The organism is Synechococcus sp. A10-1-5-1 (assembly GCF_023115425.1).
In the GTDB taxonomy this organism is placed as follows: Bacteria; Cyanobacteriota; Cyanobacteriia; order PCC-6307; family Cyanobiaceae; genus Vulcanococcus.
In genome coordinates, this window is record NZ_CP096032.1 from 1,328,667 (window position 1) to 1,346,927 (window position 18,261).

Consider the following 18,261-nt stretch of genomic DNA (forward strand, 5'->3'; position numbering starts at 1 on the left):
TGCCGGCATGCAGGTGCCCCCTTTCAGCCTCACCGAACAGCTGGCGCAGCTCGGGCCTGAGCTGGATGCAGCGGTTTTAGAGGTCCTCCGTAGCGGTCAATACATCGGCGGAGGGGTCATCGCGGCGTTCGAGAAAGCCTTCGCCGAAAGCGTTGGTACTCCCTTTGCTGTGGGCTGCAACAGCGGCACTGATGCCTTGATCCTGGCCCTGCGCGGCCTGGGCATTGGTCCTGGCGATGAGGTGATCACCGCCTCCTTCAGCTTTTTTGCCACGGCCGAGGCCATCAGCGCGGTGGGCGCCACCCCGGTCTTCGTCGACGTCGAGGAGAGCTCCTATCTGATTGATCTGGATCAGGTCGAGGCCGCGATCACGCCGGCGACCAAGGCCCTGATCCCGGTCCATCTCTTCGGCCGGCCCGTCGACATGGAGCGGGTTGGCTCTATCGCAGAGCGCCACAACCTGAAGGTGGTCGAGGACTGCGCCCAAGCCAGCGGCGCCAGCTGGGCGGGACGCCCAGTGGGCAGCTGGGGCGACGTGGGCTGCTTCAGCTTCTTCCCCACCAAAAACCTCGGTGGTGCCGGAGACGGTGGTGCCGTGACCTGCAAAGACAAAGCCCTGGCCCAGCGCATGCGGGAGCTGGCGGTGCACGGGATGCCCCGCCGCTATCTCCACAGCGAACTCGGCTACAACAGCCGTCTCGATTCCATCCAGGCCGCCGTTCTCAACGTCAAGCTGCCTCACCTAAGTAGCTGGGTCGAGAAGCGGACCGCGATTGCCCAGCGCTACCGCACAGAACTCAGCGGCAGCGACGGCTTCGCCCTGCCCAAGGCCGGCCCCGCTGGCCACAGCTGGAACCAGTTCGTGGTGCGCGTCCCCACCTGCAGCCCCAACCCGGCCTGCAGCTCCAGTTGCACCCCCTCCGCTGACAACGCCAACTTCGGCCTACCCGAGGCCTGCTGCCGCGACTGGCTCAAGCAGCAGCTGCAGGACGCTGGCGTAACGACGATCATTTATTACCCAATCCCGATCCACCGGCAGCCGGCCTATGCCCACCTGAACTACGCGCCCGGCTCGCTGCCCATCACCGAGCGGCTCTGCTCTGAGGTCCTGAGTCTCCCGATCTTCCCCGAACTCAGCGCCGAGCAGCAAGGTCGGGTGATTGAGGTGCTTCAGCAGTTGACTGCGAAGTCAGAAGCTGCGAACGGAACAGCACAAGTCGCCGCCTGAGTTAAGCAGCCACAGCCGTGCGCCAATCGATCGCCGAGCGCTATATCCAACGATTCAGCCTCAGTAGAGAATGTCTCTATGTATGGGGCCGCAAACCATCGGCAAAACGGGTTGAACGGCGCAGCTTGCGCACAGGACGACCGCTGATCAGGCTGGAAGACGGATTCCTCAGATCCATGGGGCTGGGCCATGAGGCCATGCCCCTCAGCATTTGCGTCGACGACCTCGGTATCTATTACGACTGCACGCGAGAAAGCCGCCTGGAGCGCCTAATCCAGCGGCCACTGACGTCACAAGAGAAAAGACGCGCCCAGAAAATTCGTGAGCTGTGGCAAATCAGCAGAGTCAGCAAATACAACAACACCATTGACTCCGCAACACCTGAAACACCGTATGTGCTGGTTGTGGATCAAACCCGCGGTGATTGTTCGATCCGTTATGGGCTGGCGGATGCATCCAGCTTTCAGACAATGCTGGAGGACGCCCTCAAGCATTGGCCCAATCACACCATTCTCCTGAAAACACACCCTGATGTCACATCAGGCAAAAAGAAAGGACACTTCTCACGAAGGCAACTCAATCACCCGCGCATTCAGATCTGCTCAGATGGCGGAGGACCATCCAGACTGCTGGAGGACGCCTCCGCTGTTTATGTTGTATCGAGCCAGGTGGGCTTTGAGGCGCTGCTTTGGGGGAAACCGGTCTACACCTATGGCCTTCCGTTCTATGCCGGATGGGGGCTGACACAGGACAGATGCGAGCTGCCGGAGCGACGCACAAACAAGAACCCAGAACTCGACCAGCTGATCCACGCTGCGCTCATTGAGTATCCGCGTTACGTCAATCCAGAAACGCTGAGATCGACCGAACCAGAAGAAGTGATCACCTGGATCGCCGATCAGAAGCGCTACAGGGAAGCTTGGCCAGATCGAATTGAAGCCTTTGGCTTTACGCCCTGGAAAGCCCGTCAACTGAGGCGATTCATTCCCCGCTATCAGCATCAAACGCTGCGCTTTCGGCGGAAGGGCGGCACACCGAGTGCAGATTGCCAAGCCGCCATCTGCTGGGGTGCTTCCACGCCAAAAGCGCTCGAGAGGTCAAAGATCCCCCTAATCCGCGTCGAAGACGGCTTCATCCGATCACGGGGCCTCGGAGCGAACCTCGTGGAGGCGCAGAGCTGGATCTTCGATCAACAAGGCCTCCACTATGACGGCAGTCGAGCCAGCGGCCTCGAGACCGCCCTGCTGTGCGCGAAACCGTTAAGCGACTCAAAGCAGCAACGCATTCGCAAACTTCTCACCAGGATTCAGCAACAGAAGATCAGCAAATACAATCTCAGCGGTAAAGAGTGGAGCCCACCGCCACAAGCGGTTGGCCGAGAAGTCATTGTCGTTCTCGGCCAGGTGGAAGATGATGCGTCAATCCGAATGGGGATTCCACGAGAGACATCTGTTCATTCCAATCGCGCCTTACTGGTCGCCGCCAGAAACGAGCATCCACAAGCTTGGCTGATTTACAAGCCACACCCAGATGTTTGCGCAGGGATGAGACGACAACAACGCTTGGAGTGCCTGTGGGATGAACTCGCCGATGAAACCTGTATTCACTCCCTACTGCGACAATCCGATGAAGTCTGCGTGATGACATCATTAGGCGGCTTTGAAGCTGCACTTCAAGGAGTGCAAGTGAGAACCTGGGGCGTTCCGTTCTATGCCGGCTGGGGATTCACGATCGATATGCTCGAACAACATCCCTGGCTCCAACGACGCGCCCATCAAAAGCTGAACCTAGAGACCTTTGCCTATACCTGCCTGATTGACTATCCAACCTATGTGAGCCACAGAAGCCTCAGTCCTACGAGCCCTGAGCGGGTGATCGAGGAAATTCAGGTGGCCACAGCCCAACCAGGAGAAGCACAACTGAATGCGGAGCAATGGCTCTTCCGCTGGTGGGGAGCACTCAAGAGCAAGCTGCCCAGACCCGTATTCTCAACACGAGACTTGTGATAAAGTTACAAAGATTTTAGGACGGGCTCTTGGCCTCTACGAGGGTCATTGACATTGAAGGACCGGTACTGTTCCTAATGGGGCCGATTGGGTCCTTCTTTTCAAGACTTGCCAAGCACCTGGAGAGCCAAGGCGTTCAGGTCTACAAGCTATCGCTACCGCTACGCGAACCTGGCTTCAGAAATGACCAGAAGATTAGATTTGCTGGAGATTTTGATGTTCAGTTCAAAGACTTTCTAGCCAAGGTCATTGAGGAAAAGCAAATTCACCATATTTTCATGTATGGCGACTTTATCTGGCCCCACCGGATTGCCATTGAACTGACGAGAGAACAAAACAACAAAGGTCGTCAACTGGAGAGCTGGGTCTTTGAACTTGGATATCTACGACCCAACTATGTGACTCTAGAACCCAATCGCGTGAATTGCAGGAGCAATCTCAATCAACCTGCCAGTTTCTACCGTGAGCTGCCTCCTGTAGAGACTCTGCCTGAAGCAAAACGCGAAGCTGGTCTTCGCTGGAGAAAAGTCTGGAAAGCTCCAACGTTCATACAGCATGCTCTGACACGCTATCGAATCTGCGAAGGGGATCACAAGCTGCAACCGAAACCCAGCTATGTGCTCGCTCAGGTGCGCGGCTTTTTTCGCAAATACATATATGCCATTTCAGAGCGTTCGATTAAGCAACAGCTGTGGAAGGGGAAACCGTTCTTTTTGGTCATTCTCCAAGTGGCAACCGATAGCCAGCTGAAGCATGGCTCTCCTTACCGAGACGTCGGCGACTTTATTGGCACGACCCTTGTCTCGTTTGCTGTTCATGCCGAGAAACATCAACGTCTGTTTATCAAACATCACCCGCGCGATCGGGGGTACAACAATTATTCACAACTGATCAAGAGGGCGTGCCAACACCTCGACATAGAAGATAGGGTTTTTTATTTTCACGACAGTCCTCTAAGCGCGATTTTCAGAAATCCAAATTGTCAGGGATGCATTCTGATTAACAGCTCGGTTGGATTCCAAGCGCTGTACCACAACATCCCCTTGAAGGCGCTGGGATCCTCTCCTTACAACTTAGAAGGATTAAGCGATCAACAAAGCCTCGATGAGTTCTGGAGTAATCCAACACCTTGCGACCGTGAGCTCTTCAAAAAGTTCTATCAATACACCATCGAAAAGACGCAGATCAATGGAAACTTTGATGGATATTTCCCATTTGACCAGACATTCCTCGTGCTGCCCAGTGCGCAGACGATTGCGCAGGCAGCCAAGACCGATCGATCTCCTCTCCATCGACCACTCACGCTGATCCAAAGACTCGGTCAACTGGGGATGGCCTATGCACACTATGCCATTCATTGGTTGGCCTATGGCCTCGGTAAGAAACAGCTAGGCCGAACGCTGTTTGAACAATCCGCACAACGGTGTCTTCACGCTCTGGGAGCAACCGTGATCATGGAGCGCTCGGATATGCGGTTCGCGAATCGAGCAGAACTACACATCGGAAACCATGAAAGCGCGTTGGACGTGCTCCTCGTGCATGGATTTTTTAAGATGCCAGCCGCCACAACAGCGCAGCTCCACCTGCGCTTTCTGCTCCCGGGCTTTCGCTACGCGACCACCAGATATGGGCATCTTCTCCTGAATTACAAGTGCCCTCAATCACGAACCTCGACCTTACGCAAAAGCAACAGCTCCCTAAAACGCAACGGTCGATTCTTCATCTTTCCAAGCGGCTCACTGAAAACAAGCATTGAAGAGAGATTCAGTAGCAGCGTTGCTTTTTTGGCCCGTGAGAATGATGCCGTTGTCTATCCATGGATCATTCGTTATCAATCCAAAGAAGCAGGCAAGATTCAACAGGAGTTCCGGAACCCGCTACGCCTACTCCTCGATCGCCTCAGCGGTGATTCTCTTCTCATTGTTTGCAGCCAAGATCAACCTATCGATAGCCGTGACTATGCAACAAACCAAGCGCTGACCGAAGCCTTGCATGCCATCTACAAAGGAAATGCCCGAAAAGAGTCGCTCAGGCGACGCGTTAGCAGGACTCATTGAAAAGTTCGTGGTGGTCTTTCTCGTAGTCGCCGCGTGGCCATCGCCGGCATTGCCGTGATGTCTTGCATCACCCTCACCGCCTGCAGGCCCTCGCAGATGCAGACGGATCCCGCCACGCTCAGCAGCATCAAGGCTGCGGTTAGCAGTTAGGTGTCGCGGATCCAGTGGCGATCACTTCTGTGATCCAGCGCTTGCCAAGCAGCTGATCGCGGATGCATCGGTAGAACGTTATCTGGTTGACCTACTCCTTCAGAGAAGCCTTCGACGAGGCGCTCAGGAGGGAATCGGGCCCCCGCTCCGGGAGCGGCCTAATCTATGTACGTGTACCGCGCGTCCGCCTGGCTCAGCGCCCACCGCCTACACCAGCAGAAGCTACGAGGCTGAAATGCGAACACCCGGCCGCATCAGAACATCCGGGATCGGCTTGAGGTAGCTGATCAGATGGAGATCAGTTGCGGCAGAAACGCTTCGGAGCACTGAGAGGGGGGGGCCAATACCACCGACCTCAACCCATAGTCGCAGGCACAACAAGAAGGCTGGTGGCACACTTTGAATCAGCCCTGCGATCCATAGGGCTTGAAGAAGCGACGTTGCGCGGGGCTAATTTGGTCTGATGAACCTGAAAAAAGCAGTTGCAGGATCTCATTGTAAGAACGAGCAACAGAGACCCCCTCATAACGGATTGAGCACAACTTCAGGTAAGGCGACAACACTCTGGGCAGCTGAAACCTCTGATCAATGCTCTTGAGATGTTGCTCAAGGGCGGCAAGAGAATCAATCTCATCAGTAATCTCCGAAGAATCTGTCGGGGTCACCTCAATAGGAAACCGTGGTGAAGGCAGCTGGAGATCCAGGCAGCCGCTGCGAAGATTTCGCTGCGCAAAAGCAAGAAACTCTGCTGTGCACCGCGTCGAGCAAGCAAACTGATTAAACGAGAGCATGCCAAACGCGCGGCTGATTCCTCGTGCTTCCGGGAGACAGACAAAGGCGCGGATCAGCTCTCCCAACCATTGCTTCCGTTGATAATCAGGCAATACAAAGGTTCGGCCAATTTCCGCATAACTGATTCCATGGGAGCCCATCACAGAGGCCAGACCGGGATAACAATGCTCGAGATAGGATTGATCAGCTGAGATGCCTTCGAAGGGGTAGCCCTGGTCTCCAACAAACAACAGCCTCTGACCGCCGATCAGGGAGTTCTCAGCAGCATTCCAAATCAGGAAATGCCAATAGAACGGATCACGCCCATCTAGTTCCAACTCAGATTGATAGCGAGGCGAAAGTTCCGCGAATGCCCGCGATCTCTGCTCACCAAGCCAAGGCAAAAGGGGGCCAACGCGCTCAGGTGGTATAAGCAGCAAGACCGTCTCTACGCTGCGTTCAAGAACACAATCTTGATACTCGCCTAACGTGAGTTGAATTTTCATTCCTCATTCCTTGGCTCAAGATAGGAGAAGAGGAGCTGCGGCTCTGACATGGTGAGCCATCCCCTGCATAGCCTGCCTCAGCCCGTGGGTCTGCTCATGGAGGGTGGAGCCCCCACCAAGGCCTATTGGCTCCAGTCGGCCCTGGAAGGCCTCGAACCGCGGCAGTGGATCGCACTCCATGGGGCCAGTGCTCCTGAGCACGAGAGGCTTCAGCACCTGGGCTCCCTGATGGTGGTTCGCCGCTTGCCTGAGCGCTGGCTTCCCAGCCTCAGGCAGCTCCGAAGGAGGGGCACGCCTGTTGTCTTGGTGCTCGATGATGCCCTTCTCGATCCAGCCGCAGTCGCTGAACAAGCCTGGCACTACCGCTGGAGACTCTGGTTTGGGCTCACGCGACACCGACACCATCTCGACCAGTTCATAAGCGACCTTTGGGTCACGACAGGCTGGTTGGTGGAGCACAGCAGGCGCAGCCTCCAAGGGCAAGACCTCCAGATTTTGCAGCTGCCCCTGCAACCGCCGCTCTCACTGCTGCATCCAGGAAGAATCCACAGAATCGCGTATCTGGGCAGCGCTTCCCACACCGAGGAATGGCGCTGGCTGCTGCCCTTACTCGAAACCCTGCAACAACGGCGCAGAGATTGCCTACTGGAGCTGGTGGTCCCGCCAGCCTGGCGCAGGCGCTTTCGCCACCTACCGCGCACGCGTCTGCTCTACCCGATGGATTGGGAGACCTACCTGCTCGACACCGGGAACCGTCAGGTGGATCTGCTGTTAACACCTTTGCTGAGCTCCCGCTTCAATCAGGGGCGCTCGCCCACCAAGTTCTTTGAGGCCGCCCGGCTGCGGGCTGCGGGTCTGTTCAGCAACCGTGCGCCCTACGCGGGCTTTGTGCGCGATGGCCAGGACGGCCTCCTGCTCGATGACACCCAAGAGAGTTGGTTGCAGGCGATTGAGCAGCTGCTGGAGAACACAGTTCAACGAAAGACCATCGCCGATTACTGCTTTCAGAGGGCTGAGAGGCTCTGTATCCGATAGAGTTTCTTCAGAATTTCTCTCCCATGATTTTTAGTTCAGGGAAGAAAACTCGCACGACCCGGATCAAGATCGCCGTTGGTCTTGGCTTAGGTGGGCTGACTGGTCTGCTCAACCTCAGGTGCCTGGCCGGCACTCTCAATAACCCCCGCTACGTTCTCGGTCCCGGCGATCGGTTGCAGGTGAAACTCTTCCAAGTGGAGGGGTTTGATAGCAGCGTGGCGGTGCTGCCCGATGGCACCGTGAGCCTGCCCAGGGTCGCCGCGATCCGTGTCTCCGGGCTGAATCTGGATCAGGCCCGCAAAGCGATCGAGAAGGCCTACGGAGCTGTGTTGAGGCGCCCCTTGGCCTATGTGGATCTGGTTGGAACGCGCCCGCTGCGGGTCAGCGTTACAGGTCAAGTGCAGCGGCCTGGGCTTTACAGCATGGGCTTGAGCGAAACCGCTCAACTGCAGAACAACAGTGGCGGCGCCTCCACGGCAGTCGCCAGCCAAGGCTGGCCCACCTTGGTGGAAGCGATTCAGAAGGCCGGAGGACTCACCGCCAGCGGAGATCTGCGCCGCGTGACTCTGATCCGCTCCGGCTATCCGGTGCGGGTTGTGAACTATTGGGAAGCGCTGCGCACAGGCGAACCGATTGAGAATCCCCTGATTTACGACGGCGACAGCATTCGGATCCCGGTGGCCGAAGGACAAAGCGAGGAAGAACTGCTGACCATTGCCAGCTCGAGTTTTGCCCCTGCATCGATCACAGTGAACGTGGTGGGCGAGGTGGAAAAACCTGGGCCACAGCAAATCCGTGCCAACAGTCCCTTGAGCCAGGCCGTGCTCTCAGCCGGTGGGGTCAGCCGTCGCGGCAATCGCAACACGGTGGAACTGCTGCGGCTGCTGCCGAACGGCACCGTGGAGGGCAAAAAACTGGCCTACAAGCCCCAAGCCCCCTTGGGTGATCCCAACAATCCCCCTCTGCGCGATGGGGATGTGGTGGTAGTTGATCGCCACCTCTGGGCCAAAACCACCGATGGGCTGAAATCTGCCGTCGAGCCCCTCGGTCCTGTGCTCAATGCCGCCTCGATCTTCCGGCTGTTTGCGCTCTGATCGATGGACGATCTGTGGACTCAGGTGAGCCATTCCTATTCTCTGCCCGCGGTGAGCTGGGAGCAGCTGCTGCAGCTACCGCTGGAGAGCCTGGGTCTGCAACCCGTGGCTGAGCAAGGCTGGATCTATCCCAGCCGACCTTATGCCTTGGCGGGGTACACCATTCAGCCGCGCCTCTTCTGCAGCGTGAGCCGTAGTTTGCAGCACCTTGAGGTCTCGATTAATAAAATCACGGTGCATGGCCTGCCCCAACTTGGAGATGGCTTGAAGCTCTCAGGAGCGATCCGTTTCTCAGAGCAGTCTTCGCACACCCGGGTCGAGCAATCGCTGGGGGCATCCACCAGCAGCACATCCCTGCTCGCGGTGGTGCCCAGGTCTCTGCTGAAGCCTCTGATTCAGAAGGCCCTATTGGCCTCCCATCAACGCATGAGCCGCACGTTGCAACGACGGCTGAGTCAAGCGTTGGGGGTCCAGTGATGGCACGGCCGATTCGGGGCAATGCCATCAGTGGCTGGCAGGTTCAGCGCAATGTGATCAGCGCCTTGGTCTATCGCGAGCTCAAGACCCGCGTGAGTGAAGTGCGCTTTGGCGTGCTGGGTGTGTTTATCGAGCCCCTGGGTGTGATGGCCGTCTTCTTGGCCATTTTCTCAGCCATCCGCGGAAACCGCGGCACGTTGGATGTGGCGTTATTTCTGATGTGCGGGATTGTTTTGTTTACCCTCTTCAATGACATTGCGATCCGCTCGTTGAACGCCATGAAGGCCAATGAAGCGCTGTTTTTCTATCGGCCTGTCAAACCGATTGACACCGTGATTGCCAGGGGTCTGGTCGAATCAGGGCTCTACGCGATTGTGCTGATTGTGATCTCGATGGCGATCTTCCTGATGCGCGAGCAATGGATGCTCGCGGATCCACCACTGCTGGCCATCTGCTTCGTCTGCTTAGCCGCGACGGCCCTGGGCCTGGGGCTCATCTTGATGGTTGCCGGGCATCGCTACCCCAGCCTGCATCAGTTTGCGCCTCTGGCGATGCGGCCCCTGTGGTTCATTTCTGGGGTGTTTTTCTCAACAGCAGCTCTTCCGGCCTGGCTTCTGCCTTGGATCAGCTGGAACCCCGTCGTGCAGGCCATTGAACTGAGTCGACACGCGTTCAATCCCGACTATGTCTTGCCAGAAGTAATCTCACTGCCCTATCTTATTGCTTGCGCAGCCTTAAGCTGCTGCATCGGCCTATGGATTTACAGCAATAACGAACGTCTTCTTTTGACCCGATAAGCTCTTCCATGATTAAAGTCACAAACCTCAGCAAGAGCTATCGCCACAAAGGTAAGCGCGTGAGCGTCTTTCAAAACCTCAATTTTGAGTTGAACTCGGGGGAATCGGTCGCCCTACTCGGCCGCAATGGAGCCGGGAAAAGCACCCTCTTAAGAATCCTTGGGGGCATCGATCAAGCCGATTCCGGAACCATTGAGGCTGACTGCAGCATGAGCTGGCCTGTGGGTCTGACCGGAGGCTTTCAAGGCAGCCTCAGCGGCCGAGAAAACACAACATTTGTGAGCAAGATTTATGCCGGGCATGACCCAGAACTGATCGAAGAAAAAGTTCGCCGAGTTGAAGAATTTGCCGAGCTGGGCGTACATTTTGATCGCCCCTTCAAAACCTATTCCAGCGGCATGCGTAGCCGAGTGACCTTCGGTCTCTCGATGGCGTTTGATTTTGACGTGTATCTGATTGATGAGGTGACTAGCGCCGGCGATGAACGCTTCCGCAAGCGCAGCAAAAAGGTGCTTGAGCAGCGCCACGAAACGGCAGATTTCATCATGGTGGATCACAACCTATGGGGCCTGAAATTTCACTGTGACCGGGCACTTCTGCTCCACAATGGCTCCTTGATTGAATTTGACGACCTCGAAGAAGGGATTGCGACCCACAAAAGACTGCTCGAGAACCCAACCCAGCACGAACTGGTTGCTGCTTGACTATGCGTGATATCTTAGGAGTCAAATTATTGATGAAATCCCGTCAAGCCAAAGACGACGGGACATCATTGCCAAGCCTCGCCAAATTCAAACCAAAATCTCAGCGGCAATTGCTGCTAGTTCTCGGCATTCCATTCGCTGCACTCTTTCTCTACTTCTATGCCATCGGTCGAGATCGCTACTTCGTGCGTTCAGAAGTCGTTGTTCGCAAAGCAAATGACAGCTCCCCAGCGACCCTCTCACTTGGCTCCTTCCTAGGCGGCGGCAATCAACAATCGCTCGAAGATGCGCGCTATCTCAAGACCTATCTGGAATCACCGCAGGTGCTGGAGGACCTGGAAAAGTCATTCAATTTTCGGCAGGCCTATGCCAAGCGCTTCCCAGATCTCTACCCAGGCCTGAGCAGACAGGCAACACGCGAGCAGGTCTACGACACCTTTCGCCGCCAGATCACGGTTTCGCTCAACGAAACCTCTGGTCAACTCACCGTGCGTACGCTTGCCTTCGACCCAAAAATAGCTCTGCGATTCAATCGGTTCCTGATCGAACAAGCGGACGAGTTTGTCAATCGATTGAATCAGGATATTTACAAGAAACAACTAGATTTTGCGCAGGAGCAGGTCGCTCTCAATAGCAAGCGCGTCCAAGAAGCGAGCGGCAAGCTTTTAGCTTTCCAAAACCAAAACAAGCTCCTCGATGCCCGCTCCCAGGGCCAAGGCAGTGAGGCCTTTATTTCCGCGCTCGAAGGAGAGCTCGCCAAAAAGCGGGTTGAGCTAGCCACCCTTCGGCGCCAGTTCGTGGATCAGCGGGCCCCTGAAATCGAAGCAGTGCAAGCACAAGTTCAGGAGCTACAAGGCCAGATCCAAAGGGAACGCAGCCAGCTCGTGAGCCCGCTAGGCAAAAACCTCAACCAAAAAGCCGTGAAACAGGCCGAGCTGGAAAACAGCCTGAATTTTGCCAACGATCTATACAAGGCCTCCATCTCCGCGGCAGAACAGATCCGCGTTGACAGCCTGCAGAAACAGCGCTTCATGGCAGTGCTCTCCAAGCCCTTACTCCCGCAGGAACCATGGCAATACTGGCGTCACAAGGGCTTCTTCACGGCGCTGACTGCCCTGCTGGTTGGTGTTGCCCTCACCAAGTTTTTGCTGGGGATGGCCGATAGCCACCGCAATTGAGCTGGCTGGTGCCATGGCGATCGCACCGCGATTGGCGTTGGTGTGCGACACCACCCAGTGCGGCAGAAACAACCTGGCGCAGCGTGAAGCCATCGCACTGCGTTCTCGACGCTGACGAAACGCAAACCCTCTGGCTTCGAACAACGTCGCCCCTGAAGCGCGGCTGGTACCTGTTTGGCATCCGCCATCGCGGCGACAATCGCCGCTGCACCGGCTGGCTGGTCCCAGAGGGGCAGACCTCATTTCGGCAGGGCAGGCCGATGTATCCGGTGCGAAGGCGCTGGCGCGTTGTGCGTCTGCCGCACTCCGCCCATCTGCTGCTGGAACTCGAGCGGGTACAGCAGCCCCTGCGGCTAGACGAACTCTGGTTGCTGCGGATTCCAGCCTGGGATGCATGGCGGCGAATCCGGCGACGCCTCAAGGCTGCAGGCACAAAACCCGAACTGTGGCGCCAGTACAACCAACTGCTCGCCGGCCAAGCCAGACGCCACGCACTCGTGCCCTATGAGCGCTGGCAACGCCTGGTGGAGCAGCCTGCGGTCGAGGCCCTGGCGCCGCTTTCAGCAGCAGAGCGAGACCAGTTCCACCTCTATGAATTCGGGGATCCCGCGCAACTCTTGCCTGCTGGCCATTGGCTTGTTGCCACGCAGCCGGGGGTGACTCTTAAGGCATGGACCCTTCAGGCCGTTGCCGCAGCGCAGCGCCAGAAGCCAGGAGCGCAGCTGCTCTACGGCGATGAAGACCAACTCACCCCAATGGGTGAGCGGCAGTGCCCTCAGTTCAAACCGGCCTGGAACCATGAGTTGTGCTGGTGCGATCCCCACTACAGCTCCTGCTGGTTTGTTGCCGCAGAACTCTGGAACCGATGGCTGGCCTCAGCACCCGCCCAATCTCCTGAAAGCTGGCAGCAACTGGTGTTGACCCTGCAGCAACAGCTGAGCAACCCAATGGATCAGATCGGCCACATCCCGATGGTGCTGAGTCACCGCCAGGGAGCTTCTGTACAAGAACCGCTGAACCCGGAGCAACTCGAACCGTTCCTACCCCAAGGTGGCCAAGCCAGTGTGACTGCTGGTGGCCTGGGCTATCGCCTCCATTTCTCTCTCGCCAAGACCACCTGTCTCAGCGTGATCATCCCGACGCGGGATCGACTGGAGCTGCTGCAGGCTTGTCTGAGCTCCATCGACAAGCACAATCCCGGCTGCCCGATCGAACTGGTGATTGCCGATAACGGCAGCCGGGAGGTGCAAACCCTGCAATGGCTGCAGCAGTTTGGAGCGGCCAGCAGCCCCGAGCGGCGACAGGTGGTCGTGAAAGCGGCAGGGCCCTTCAACTATTCCGCCATCAACAATCTGGCGGTGCAACACAGCCAGGGATCGGTGCTGCTGTTGCTCAACAACGATGTGGAGTTCCTGCATCCAGGGTGGGGGTACGAGCTGGCCTCCCAGGCCTTGCGGCCAGGCATCGGCTGTGTGGGGGCACAACTGCTCTATCCCGACCACACAATTCAGCACGCCGGTGTGGTGCTTGGGGTTGGTGGGCTAGCGGGCCATGGCCACCAGGATTTCCCAGGGGTTGCCAATGGATATCACAGACGCCTGCAACTGGCGCAGGAGGTGAGTGCGGTCACAGCGGCCTGCTTAGCCATCTCCCGCACAACCTGGGATGCGCTGGGGGGGCTGGATGCGCAGCAACTGGCTGTGAACTACAACGACGTGGATCTAGGCCTCAGGGCGCAAGCCCATGGCCTGCGCAACCTGTATCTGCCGCAGGTTCGGGCCATTCACCACGAATCGAAAAGCCGCGGCAGGCCCGAGGGGGCGGCATTCCGGCAATGGAGGCGCGAATGGAAGGTGATGGAGCAGCGATGGGGGGCTGAACTCATCCAAGACCAGGCCTATAGCCCCCACTGCAGCTTGGAGGCCGCTGATTTCAGCCTGGCTCTGCGCAGCGGGGTGCCCCTGGTGCGCTGAGCAGACCCAGTTCGTCCAAGCGAGCGCGGTAACGCTGCCCGCAAGACGCAGCGGAGAAGCGATCGCGATAGCCAGCCGCCCAGGCGCGGGGAGGCAAGCCTTCTCTCTGACGGCGATCCACCACCGAACGGATCAGGCGGGCTGCTGCCGGTAAATCAGGCTCAGCCCAGTGTTGATCAGGCCAATGGGGATAGGCCCCGGGGGGCACAGGCACCAGGCTGTAGGGCACGGGATGGGCCAGGGGACCATCCCAGAAATCAGTATTTCCGCTCCAGTTGGTGGCGATCACATCCAGCCCCAGTTGCAGGGCCTCCGCCAGGCCTCGGCCAAAACCCTCGGCGCGATGCAGGGAGAGAAAACCATCGCAGCAGCCATAGAGAGAGAGAAGCTCATCACGGCTGAGGGTGGTTTCAATCAGCCGGATGCGTGGATCCAGTTGGCACTGGCGTTTGAGCTCCTCCCAGTCGCGGTGGGCTTCGCTGGGGGCATAGGTCTTGATCACCAGGCCCACATCCATTCGCTCGCCTCCGGCAAGGACCGGTGGGAACGCCTGCTGGAAGGCACGAATGCAGCCCCAGGGGTTCTTGCGCTCCAGGTGGGAGTTCAGATCAAAGCTGAAGCAGAACAACGTGGCCTCAGGATCGAGGTTGTGTTGCTGCCTTGCGGCCAAGCGCTGCACCGGTGCAAGCGGTTCAAGGCAATGGCCAGGAGGCTCAACGCAGAGCGGCATCACCCGCAGCGGCAACCGGGTGTGGGGCCTCAGGGCGTTGGCGATGTGGGCAGTTGAGACCCACACCTCATCCACATGCTTGAGGGCCGGCAACCAGGCCCTGGGCCAGGCCGGCAGCTCCCAGGGCCAGTAGCCAATCACGTAGCGCCCGGGAAGCGAGGCATGGCCCTGCTCGGATTCGAGCAAGCGCAGCAGCTCTTCAGGGGTGAGGCAAACCAGCGTGGTCGCAAAAGGGGCCTCCGGCTGAATCACCGCCTCAAGCGACAACTCGCGGCGATGGTCAAAGCTGCTTCCGGGAGCGAAATCCAGCACCACCGCGGGCACAGCGGCGGTGTGCAGGGCTGCGTAGGTGGTGCGCAGGTCTTCGCCGATGCCAAGGGCATAGCTGGCGTAGCCCACCAGGTTCACGCCAGGCAAGCCCGATGGCGTGGGCTTGCGCTTACGCTTAGGCCACAAGCGCCTGAACCTCGAGAGCGGGGGAAGATCAAAGATGGTGCTGTAGCTGGGCAAAGGCAGGGAGAGCGAATCCCAGTGCTGCTGCAGCCATTGCTGATAGGCCCGGGCATCCTTGCGGCGGTGCCAGCGCCCTTGGTGCTCAGGGCGCTGATCCCAGAGGGCCTGGCTCAGGCGACAGAGGCTGCTGCTGCGCCCAGGGCGAACCAGCCAGCGATAGAGCTCTATCGAGCGCGCATCGCCTCTAAACAGCTGGGGATATTCGCGCGTGCCGTGGGCAATAAGCCAATTGCAGAGCAGGCGCTCTTGCTCTGGCCGGTGGCAACCCAGGGCCAGTAGGTCAGGGCGGCCGCTCAGCAGGGTCTGAATCGCAAGGGGGAGCCCGCGATTCATCCGCTCCTGGCCGCGCGAGCGCCTTTGTTCAGCCCGAAACTGCTCACAATTCGCGAAGCAGGCCAGCTCGAGTGAAGCGGGAAGCGCGAGTGCCTCAAGGCATCGCCGATCTTGCTTGGCATTGACCTTTGGATGCGCATCAACGAGAGCACGGGCCGCGGTCTCAAGCCAATGGGGAGCCACCGTTCCAGCCGTACGCAACAGCAACTGGGCGCATTCGAGATTCACGCGCAGCTGCTGGTTAGCAGTGATCGTGGCGACATGCAGACGCGTGGAGGCTTGCACCTGATCGATGAAGCCGATCGCATCTGGGGCCTGCTTGAAGATCCGCAACCAGAGGTCCAGATCAAAAGCGCAGCGCCAGTGGGGATCGAAGCCGCCCACCTGCTCCAGCAACGAGCGCCGCAGCACCACGCTGGGCTGGCAGATGAAGCAATGCTCCTGGAAGCCAGCAAGGCCGACGGCAGGCGGCCGGCTGGGATAGAGGCCTAGGAACCGTCCCTGGGCATCGATCTGCTGGCCGTGCCCGTACACCATCTGCAACGCAGGCTGCTGGCTGAAGACGGCCACGGCCCGCTGCAGGGCCCCTGGGGCATAACAGTCATCGGCATTGAGCCAACCGATCAGGTCACCCGTGGCGTGCGCGAGGGCCTGATTGAGGGCATCGGCAGGGCCCTGATCCGGCTTCGACCACCACAGCACCCGCGCATCGCGATTGGCCCAACCCTCCAGGCGCTCCAGGGTGGCGGTATCGGAACCGCCATCGGCGACAACCAGCTGCTGGAGCTCAGGCTGCGCCAAGGCGCTGACGATGGCTTCATCGAGAAACCTTCCGGGATTGAGGCAGGGCATCAACACAGACACCGCTGGGCGGGAGGCCATGGCGCAGGCGTTCGATGCGGGCCTCTCTATTCTCAAGGCACGACCTGGACTGCGCTTTGGGAGCCGATCGAAGCCGACCGCTGATCGATCGCAGCGACTGCCTCGAGCTGGTTGCAACGGGCGTCTTTGGCACCCACAGCGGCCGGGCCCTGCAGCTGCACCGGCAGGGCTTCTGCCTGCTACGCCCCAAGGATCCCCAGTGGCTGAGCCTGCTGGATCAGGTGCGACTGCAGCTGGAGACTCTGGTGGATTTGAGCCTCTGGCGCACAGGGGCAGATGCACGCATCCGCATTAGCGAGGGCTGGCGCAACCCAGGCACACCGGCGGTGAAGGCCCTGGCCTTGCATCCGGAAATCCTGGATGTCTTGCGCTGCTGCTACGGGCGGGAACCGTTTGCCTTTCAAACCCTGAACTTCCCGGTGGGCAGCAACCAGCCCATCCACAGCGATGCCACCCACTTCCACAGCGAACCCGAGGGGTTCATGGCTGGGGTGTGGGTGGCTTTAGAGGACGTGACGCCAGACGCGGGGCCTTTGCTGGTCTGCCCCGGCAGCCACCGCTTGCCCTACGTTTCCGCCGCTGACTTGGGGCTCACACGCGAGCAGATCCAAGCCGAAGCCCATCCCCAACGGCTGTTTGAGCCCTACTGGCAGGAGCAACTCCAACAGGGGGGATTCGAACCCGAACCGTTCCTGGCCAAGCGAGGCGATGTGCTGATCTGGCACGCCAACCTGCTGCATGGCGGTGCGCCGGTGATCGATCACCAGCTGAGCCGCTGGAGCCAGGTGAGCCACTACCTATTTGAAGGCTGCCGCTTCTGCTCGCCGATGCAGAGCTTCGGGCAGGGGCGCAGGCGCTGGAAACAGCAACGGGATCTGGCCACGGGCCAGTGGCGCCCCACCCCCGCCCAACGCCTGAAGCAGTTGATCCTGCCGGCACAGCCCGTTGTGAAGAGCAGCCCCAAACCAAAGGCCCTCGATCTCAGCGGCTGCCCCTTGATCGATGCGCCCCACTGCGAAGCACTGGCGGCGTCTGGCTGCTTTGGTGAGCACACCAAGCTGGCCCTGGAGCTACACCACCAGGGTTTCGGGACGTTGAAGCTGCAAGATCCCCACTGGCTGGATCTAGTGGATCAACTACGGGGTGATCTGGAGCCCCTGGTGGATCTAGAAGCCTTGTCACAAGGCCGCTTGCCGCCTCAGCGCTTTCAGGACGCCTGGTTGCATCTGGGGATCGAGCGGGTGCGGCAGCTGGCCTGCCACCCCGAGATTCTGGCGGCATTGCGAGTGCTCTATGGGCGCGATCCGTTTCCCTTTCAAACACTCAATTTCCCAAACGGCACGGCGCAGCACTTCCATAGCGACGCGGTGCATTTCCATAGCCTGCCCCACGGATTCATGTGCGGCATCTGGGTGGCCCTGGAAGACATCCAGGCTGACGCTGGCCCGTTGCTCTATTACCCCGGCAGCCACCGCGAGCCCTATCTGAGCGCCCGAGATCTAGGGATCAGTAAGGAGAATCTCAAGGCGGAGATAGCCCCACAGCGGTTGTTCGAGCCGCACTGGCGGAACCTAGTGCAGCACAAAGGATATCGAGAGGACGTGTTCCTTGCGCGCAAAGGGGAGGTGCTGATCTGGCACGCCAACTTGCTGCACGGGGGCTCCGCTGTGTGCAACAAGCGCCGCAGCCGCTGGAGCCAGGTTAGCCACTACTACTTCCGAGGGTGTGGCTACACCACACCGCTGCTGCACACCAGCGATGCCGATCTCCTAGGCGACCAGTGGCGGCTGTCGCCGCTCGATCTAAGCGAGGATGGCCGGAGGTAGG

General features: G+C 58.8%; 13 protein-coding genes. 11 read left to right on the forward strand and 2 right to left on the reverse strand.

Annotated elements, in window-relative coordinates:
- The first annotated feature begins 7 nt into the window (after nucleotides 1-7).
- The 3 genes from MY494_RS07305 to MY494_RS07315 all read left to right on the forward strand — a co-directional run bounded on the left by MY494_RS07305 (nucleotide 8) and on the right by MY494_RS07315 (nucleotide 5,291).
- On the forward strand, nucleotides 8-1,228 hold the full coding sequence (locus MY494_RS07305) for a DegT/DnrJ/EryC1/StrS aminotransferase family protein (protein ID WP_247909575.1): 1,221 nt from the start codon (nucleotides 8-10) through the stop codon (nucleotides 1,226-1,228).
- A gap of 17 nt (nucleotides 1,229-1,245) precedes the next feature.
- Nucleotides 1,246-3,234: a capsular polysaccharide biosynthesis protein gene (locus MY494_RS07310; protein WP_247909576.1), complete on the forward strand. Its 1,989-nt coding sequence runs from the start codon at nucleotides 1,246-1,248 to the stop codon at nucleotides 3,232-3,234.
- Nucleotides 3,235-3,311: 77 nt separating this feature from the next.
- Complete coding sequence (locus MY494_RS07315; protein ID WP_247909577.1) at nucleotides 3,312-5,291, forward strand: 1-acyl-sn-glycerol-3-phosphate acyltransferase; 1,980 nt, start codon at nucleotides 3,312-3,314, stop codon at nucleotides 5,289-5,291.
- A gap of 554 nt (nucleotides 5,292-5,845) precedes the next feature.
- Here MY494_RS07315 and MY494_RS07320 read toward each other — a convergent pair.
- Nucleotides 5,846-6,718, reverse strand: a complete 873-nt coding sequence (locus tag MY494_RS07320) for a GNAT family N-acetyltransferase (RefSeq protein ID WP_247909578.1) — start codon at nucleotides 6,716-6,718, stop codon at nucleotides 5,846-5,848.
- A 51-nt stretch (nucleotides 6,719-6,769) separates the two neighbouring features.
- On the opposite strand from MY494_RS07320, the gene MY494_RS07325 reads away from it, so the two are divergent.
- The 7 genes from MY494_RS07325 to MY494_RS07355 are packed head-to-tail and all read left to right on the forward strand — an operon-like array spanning nucleotide 6,770 to nucleotide 13,976.
- Entirely contained in the window at nucleotides 6,770-7,753 is a 984-nt protein-coding gene (locus MY494_RS07325; protein WP_247909579.1) for a hypothetical protein, read from the forward strand.
- A gap of 23 nt (nucleotides 7,754-7,776) precedes the next feature.
- Complete coding sequence (locus MY494_RS07330) at nucleotides 7,777-8,847, forward strand: SLBB domain-containing protein (protein WP_247909580.1); 1,071 nt, start codon at nucleotides 7,777-7,779, stop codon at nucleotides 8,845-8,847.
- A gap of 3 nt (nucleotides 8,848-8,850) precedes the next feature.
- Nucleotides 8,851-9,324, forward strand: a complete 474-nt coding sequence (locus MY494_RS07335; RefSeq protein ID WP_247909581.1) for a DUF1997 domain-containing protein — start codon at nucleotides 8,851-8,853, stop codon at nucleotides 9,322-9,324.
- Nucleotides 9,324-10,121, forward strand: a complete 798-nt coding sequence (locus tag MY494_RS07340) for an ABC transporter permease (RefSeq protein ID WP_247909582.1) — start codon at nucleotides 9,324-9,326, stop codon at nucleotides 10,119-10,121. Before MY494_RS07335 ends, MY494_RS07340 begins: the two co-directional genes overlap by 1 nt.
- Before the next feature lie 59 nt (nucleotides 10,122-10,180).
- The gene (locus tag MY494_RS07345) at nucleotides 10,181-10,825 is read left to right on the forward strand and encodes an ABC transporter ATP-binding protein (RefSeq protein WP_247909583.1); all 645 of its coding nucleotides are present in this window, start codon (nucleotides 10,181-10,183) and stop codon (nucleotides 10,823-10,825) included.
- 32 nt (nucleotides 10,826-10,857) lie between these two features.
- Nucleotides 10,858-12,003 (forward strand): hypothetical protein, encoded by a 1,146-nt coding sequence (locus MY494_RS07350; protein WP_247909584.1) that lies wholly within the window; start codon nucleotides 10,858-10,860, stop codon nucleotides 12,001-12,003.
- Between the two features lie 8 nt (nucleotides 12,004-12,011).
- Nucleotides 12,012-13,976: a glycosyltransferase gene (locus tag MY494_RS07355; RefSeq protein WP_247909585.1), complete on the forward strand. Its 1,965-nt coding sequence runs from the start codon at nucleotides 12,012-12,014 to the stop codon at nucleotides 13,974-13,976.
- Here MY494_RS07355 and MY494_RS07360 read toward each other — a convergent pair.
- Nucleotides 13,936-16,434: a glycosyltransferase gene (locus tag MY494_RS07360; protein WP_247909586.1), complete on the reverse strand. Its 2,499-nt coding sequence runs from the start codon at nucleotides 16,432-16,434 to the stop codon at nucleotides 13,936-13,938. The two genes, MY494_RS07355 and MY494_RS07360, sit on opposite strands and share 41 nt — an antisense overlap.
- Before the next feature lie 14 nt (nucleotides 16,435-16,448).
- Here MY494_RS07360 and MY494_RS07365 point away from each other — a divergent pair, with 14 nt between their 5' ends.
- Nucleotides 16,449-18,260, forward strand: coding sequence for a phytanoyl-CoA dioxygenase family protein (locus MY494_RS07365; RefSeq protein ID WP_247909587.1), 1,812 nt, complete (start codon nucleotides 16,449-16,451; stop codon nucleotides 18,258-18,260).
- Nucleotide 18,261 lies beyond the last annotated feature (1 nt).

Bases quoted from the DNA above. Each gene is read 5' to 3' on its own strand.
- MY494_RS07315 (WP_247909577.1), top strand. From the start codon at position 3,312: ATGGGGCCGATTGGGTCCTTCTTTTCAAGACTTGCCAAGCACCTGGAG.
- MY494_RS07340 (WP_247909582.1), top strand. From the start codon at position 9,324: ATGGCACGGCCGATTCGGGGCAATGCCATCAGTGGCTGGCAGGTTCAG.
- MY494_RS07360 (WP_247909586.1), bottom strand. From the start codon at position 16,434: ATGGCCTCCCGCCCAGCGGTGTCTGTGTTGATGCCCTGCCTCAATCCC.
- MY494_RS07335 (WP_247909581.1), top strand. From the start codon at position 8,851: ATGGACGATCTGTGGACTCAGGTGAGCCATTCCTATTCTCTGCCCGCG.
- MY494_RS07305 (WP_247909575.1), top strand. From the start codon at position 8: ATGCAGGTGCCCCCTTTCAGCCTCACCGAACAGCTGGCGCAGCTCGGG.
- MY494_RS07365 (WP_247909587.1), top strand. From the start codon at position 16,449: ATGCGGGCCTCTCTATTCTCAAGGCACGACCTGGACTGCGCTTTGGGA.
- MY494_RS07320 (WP_247909578.1), bottom strand. From the start codon at position 6,718: ATGAAAATTCAACTCACGTTAGGCGAGTATCAAGATTGTGTTCTTGAA.
- MY494_RS07350 (WP_247909584.1), top strand. From the start codon at position 10,858: ATGAAATCCCGTCAAGCCAAAGACGACGGGACATCATTGCCAAGCCTC.
- MY494_RS07330 (WP_247909580.1), top strand. From the start codon at position 7,777: ATGATTTTTAGTTCAGGGAAGAAAACTCGCACGACCCGGATCAAGATC.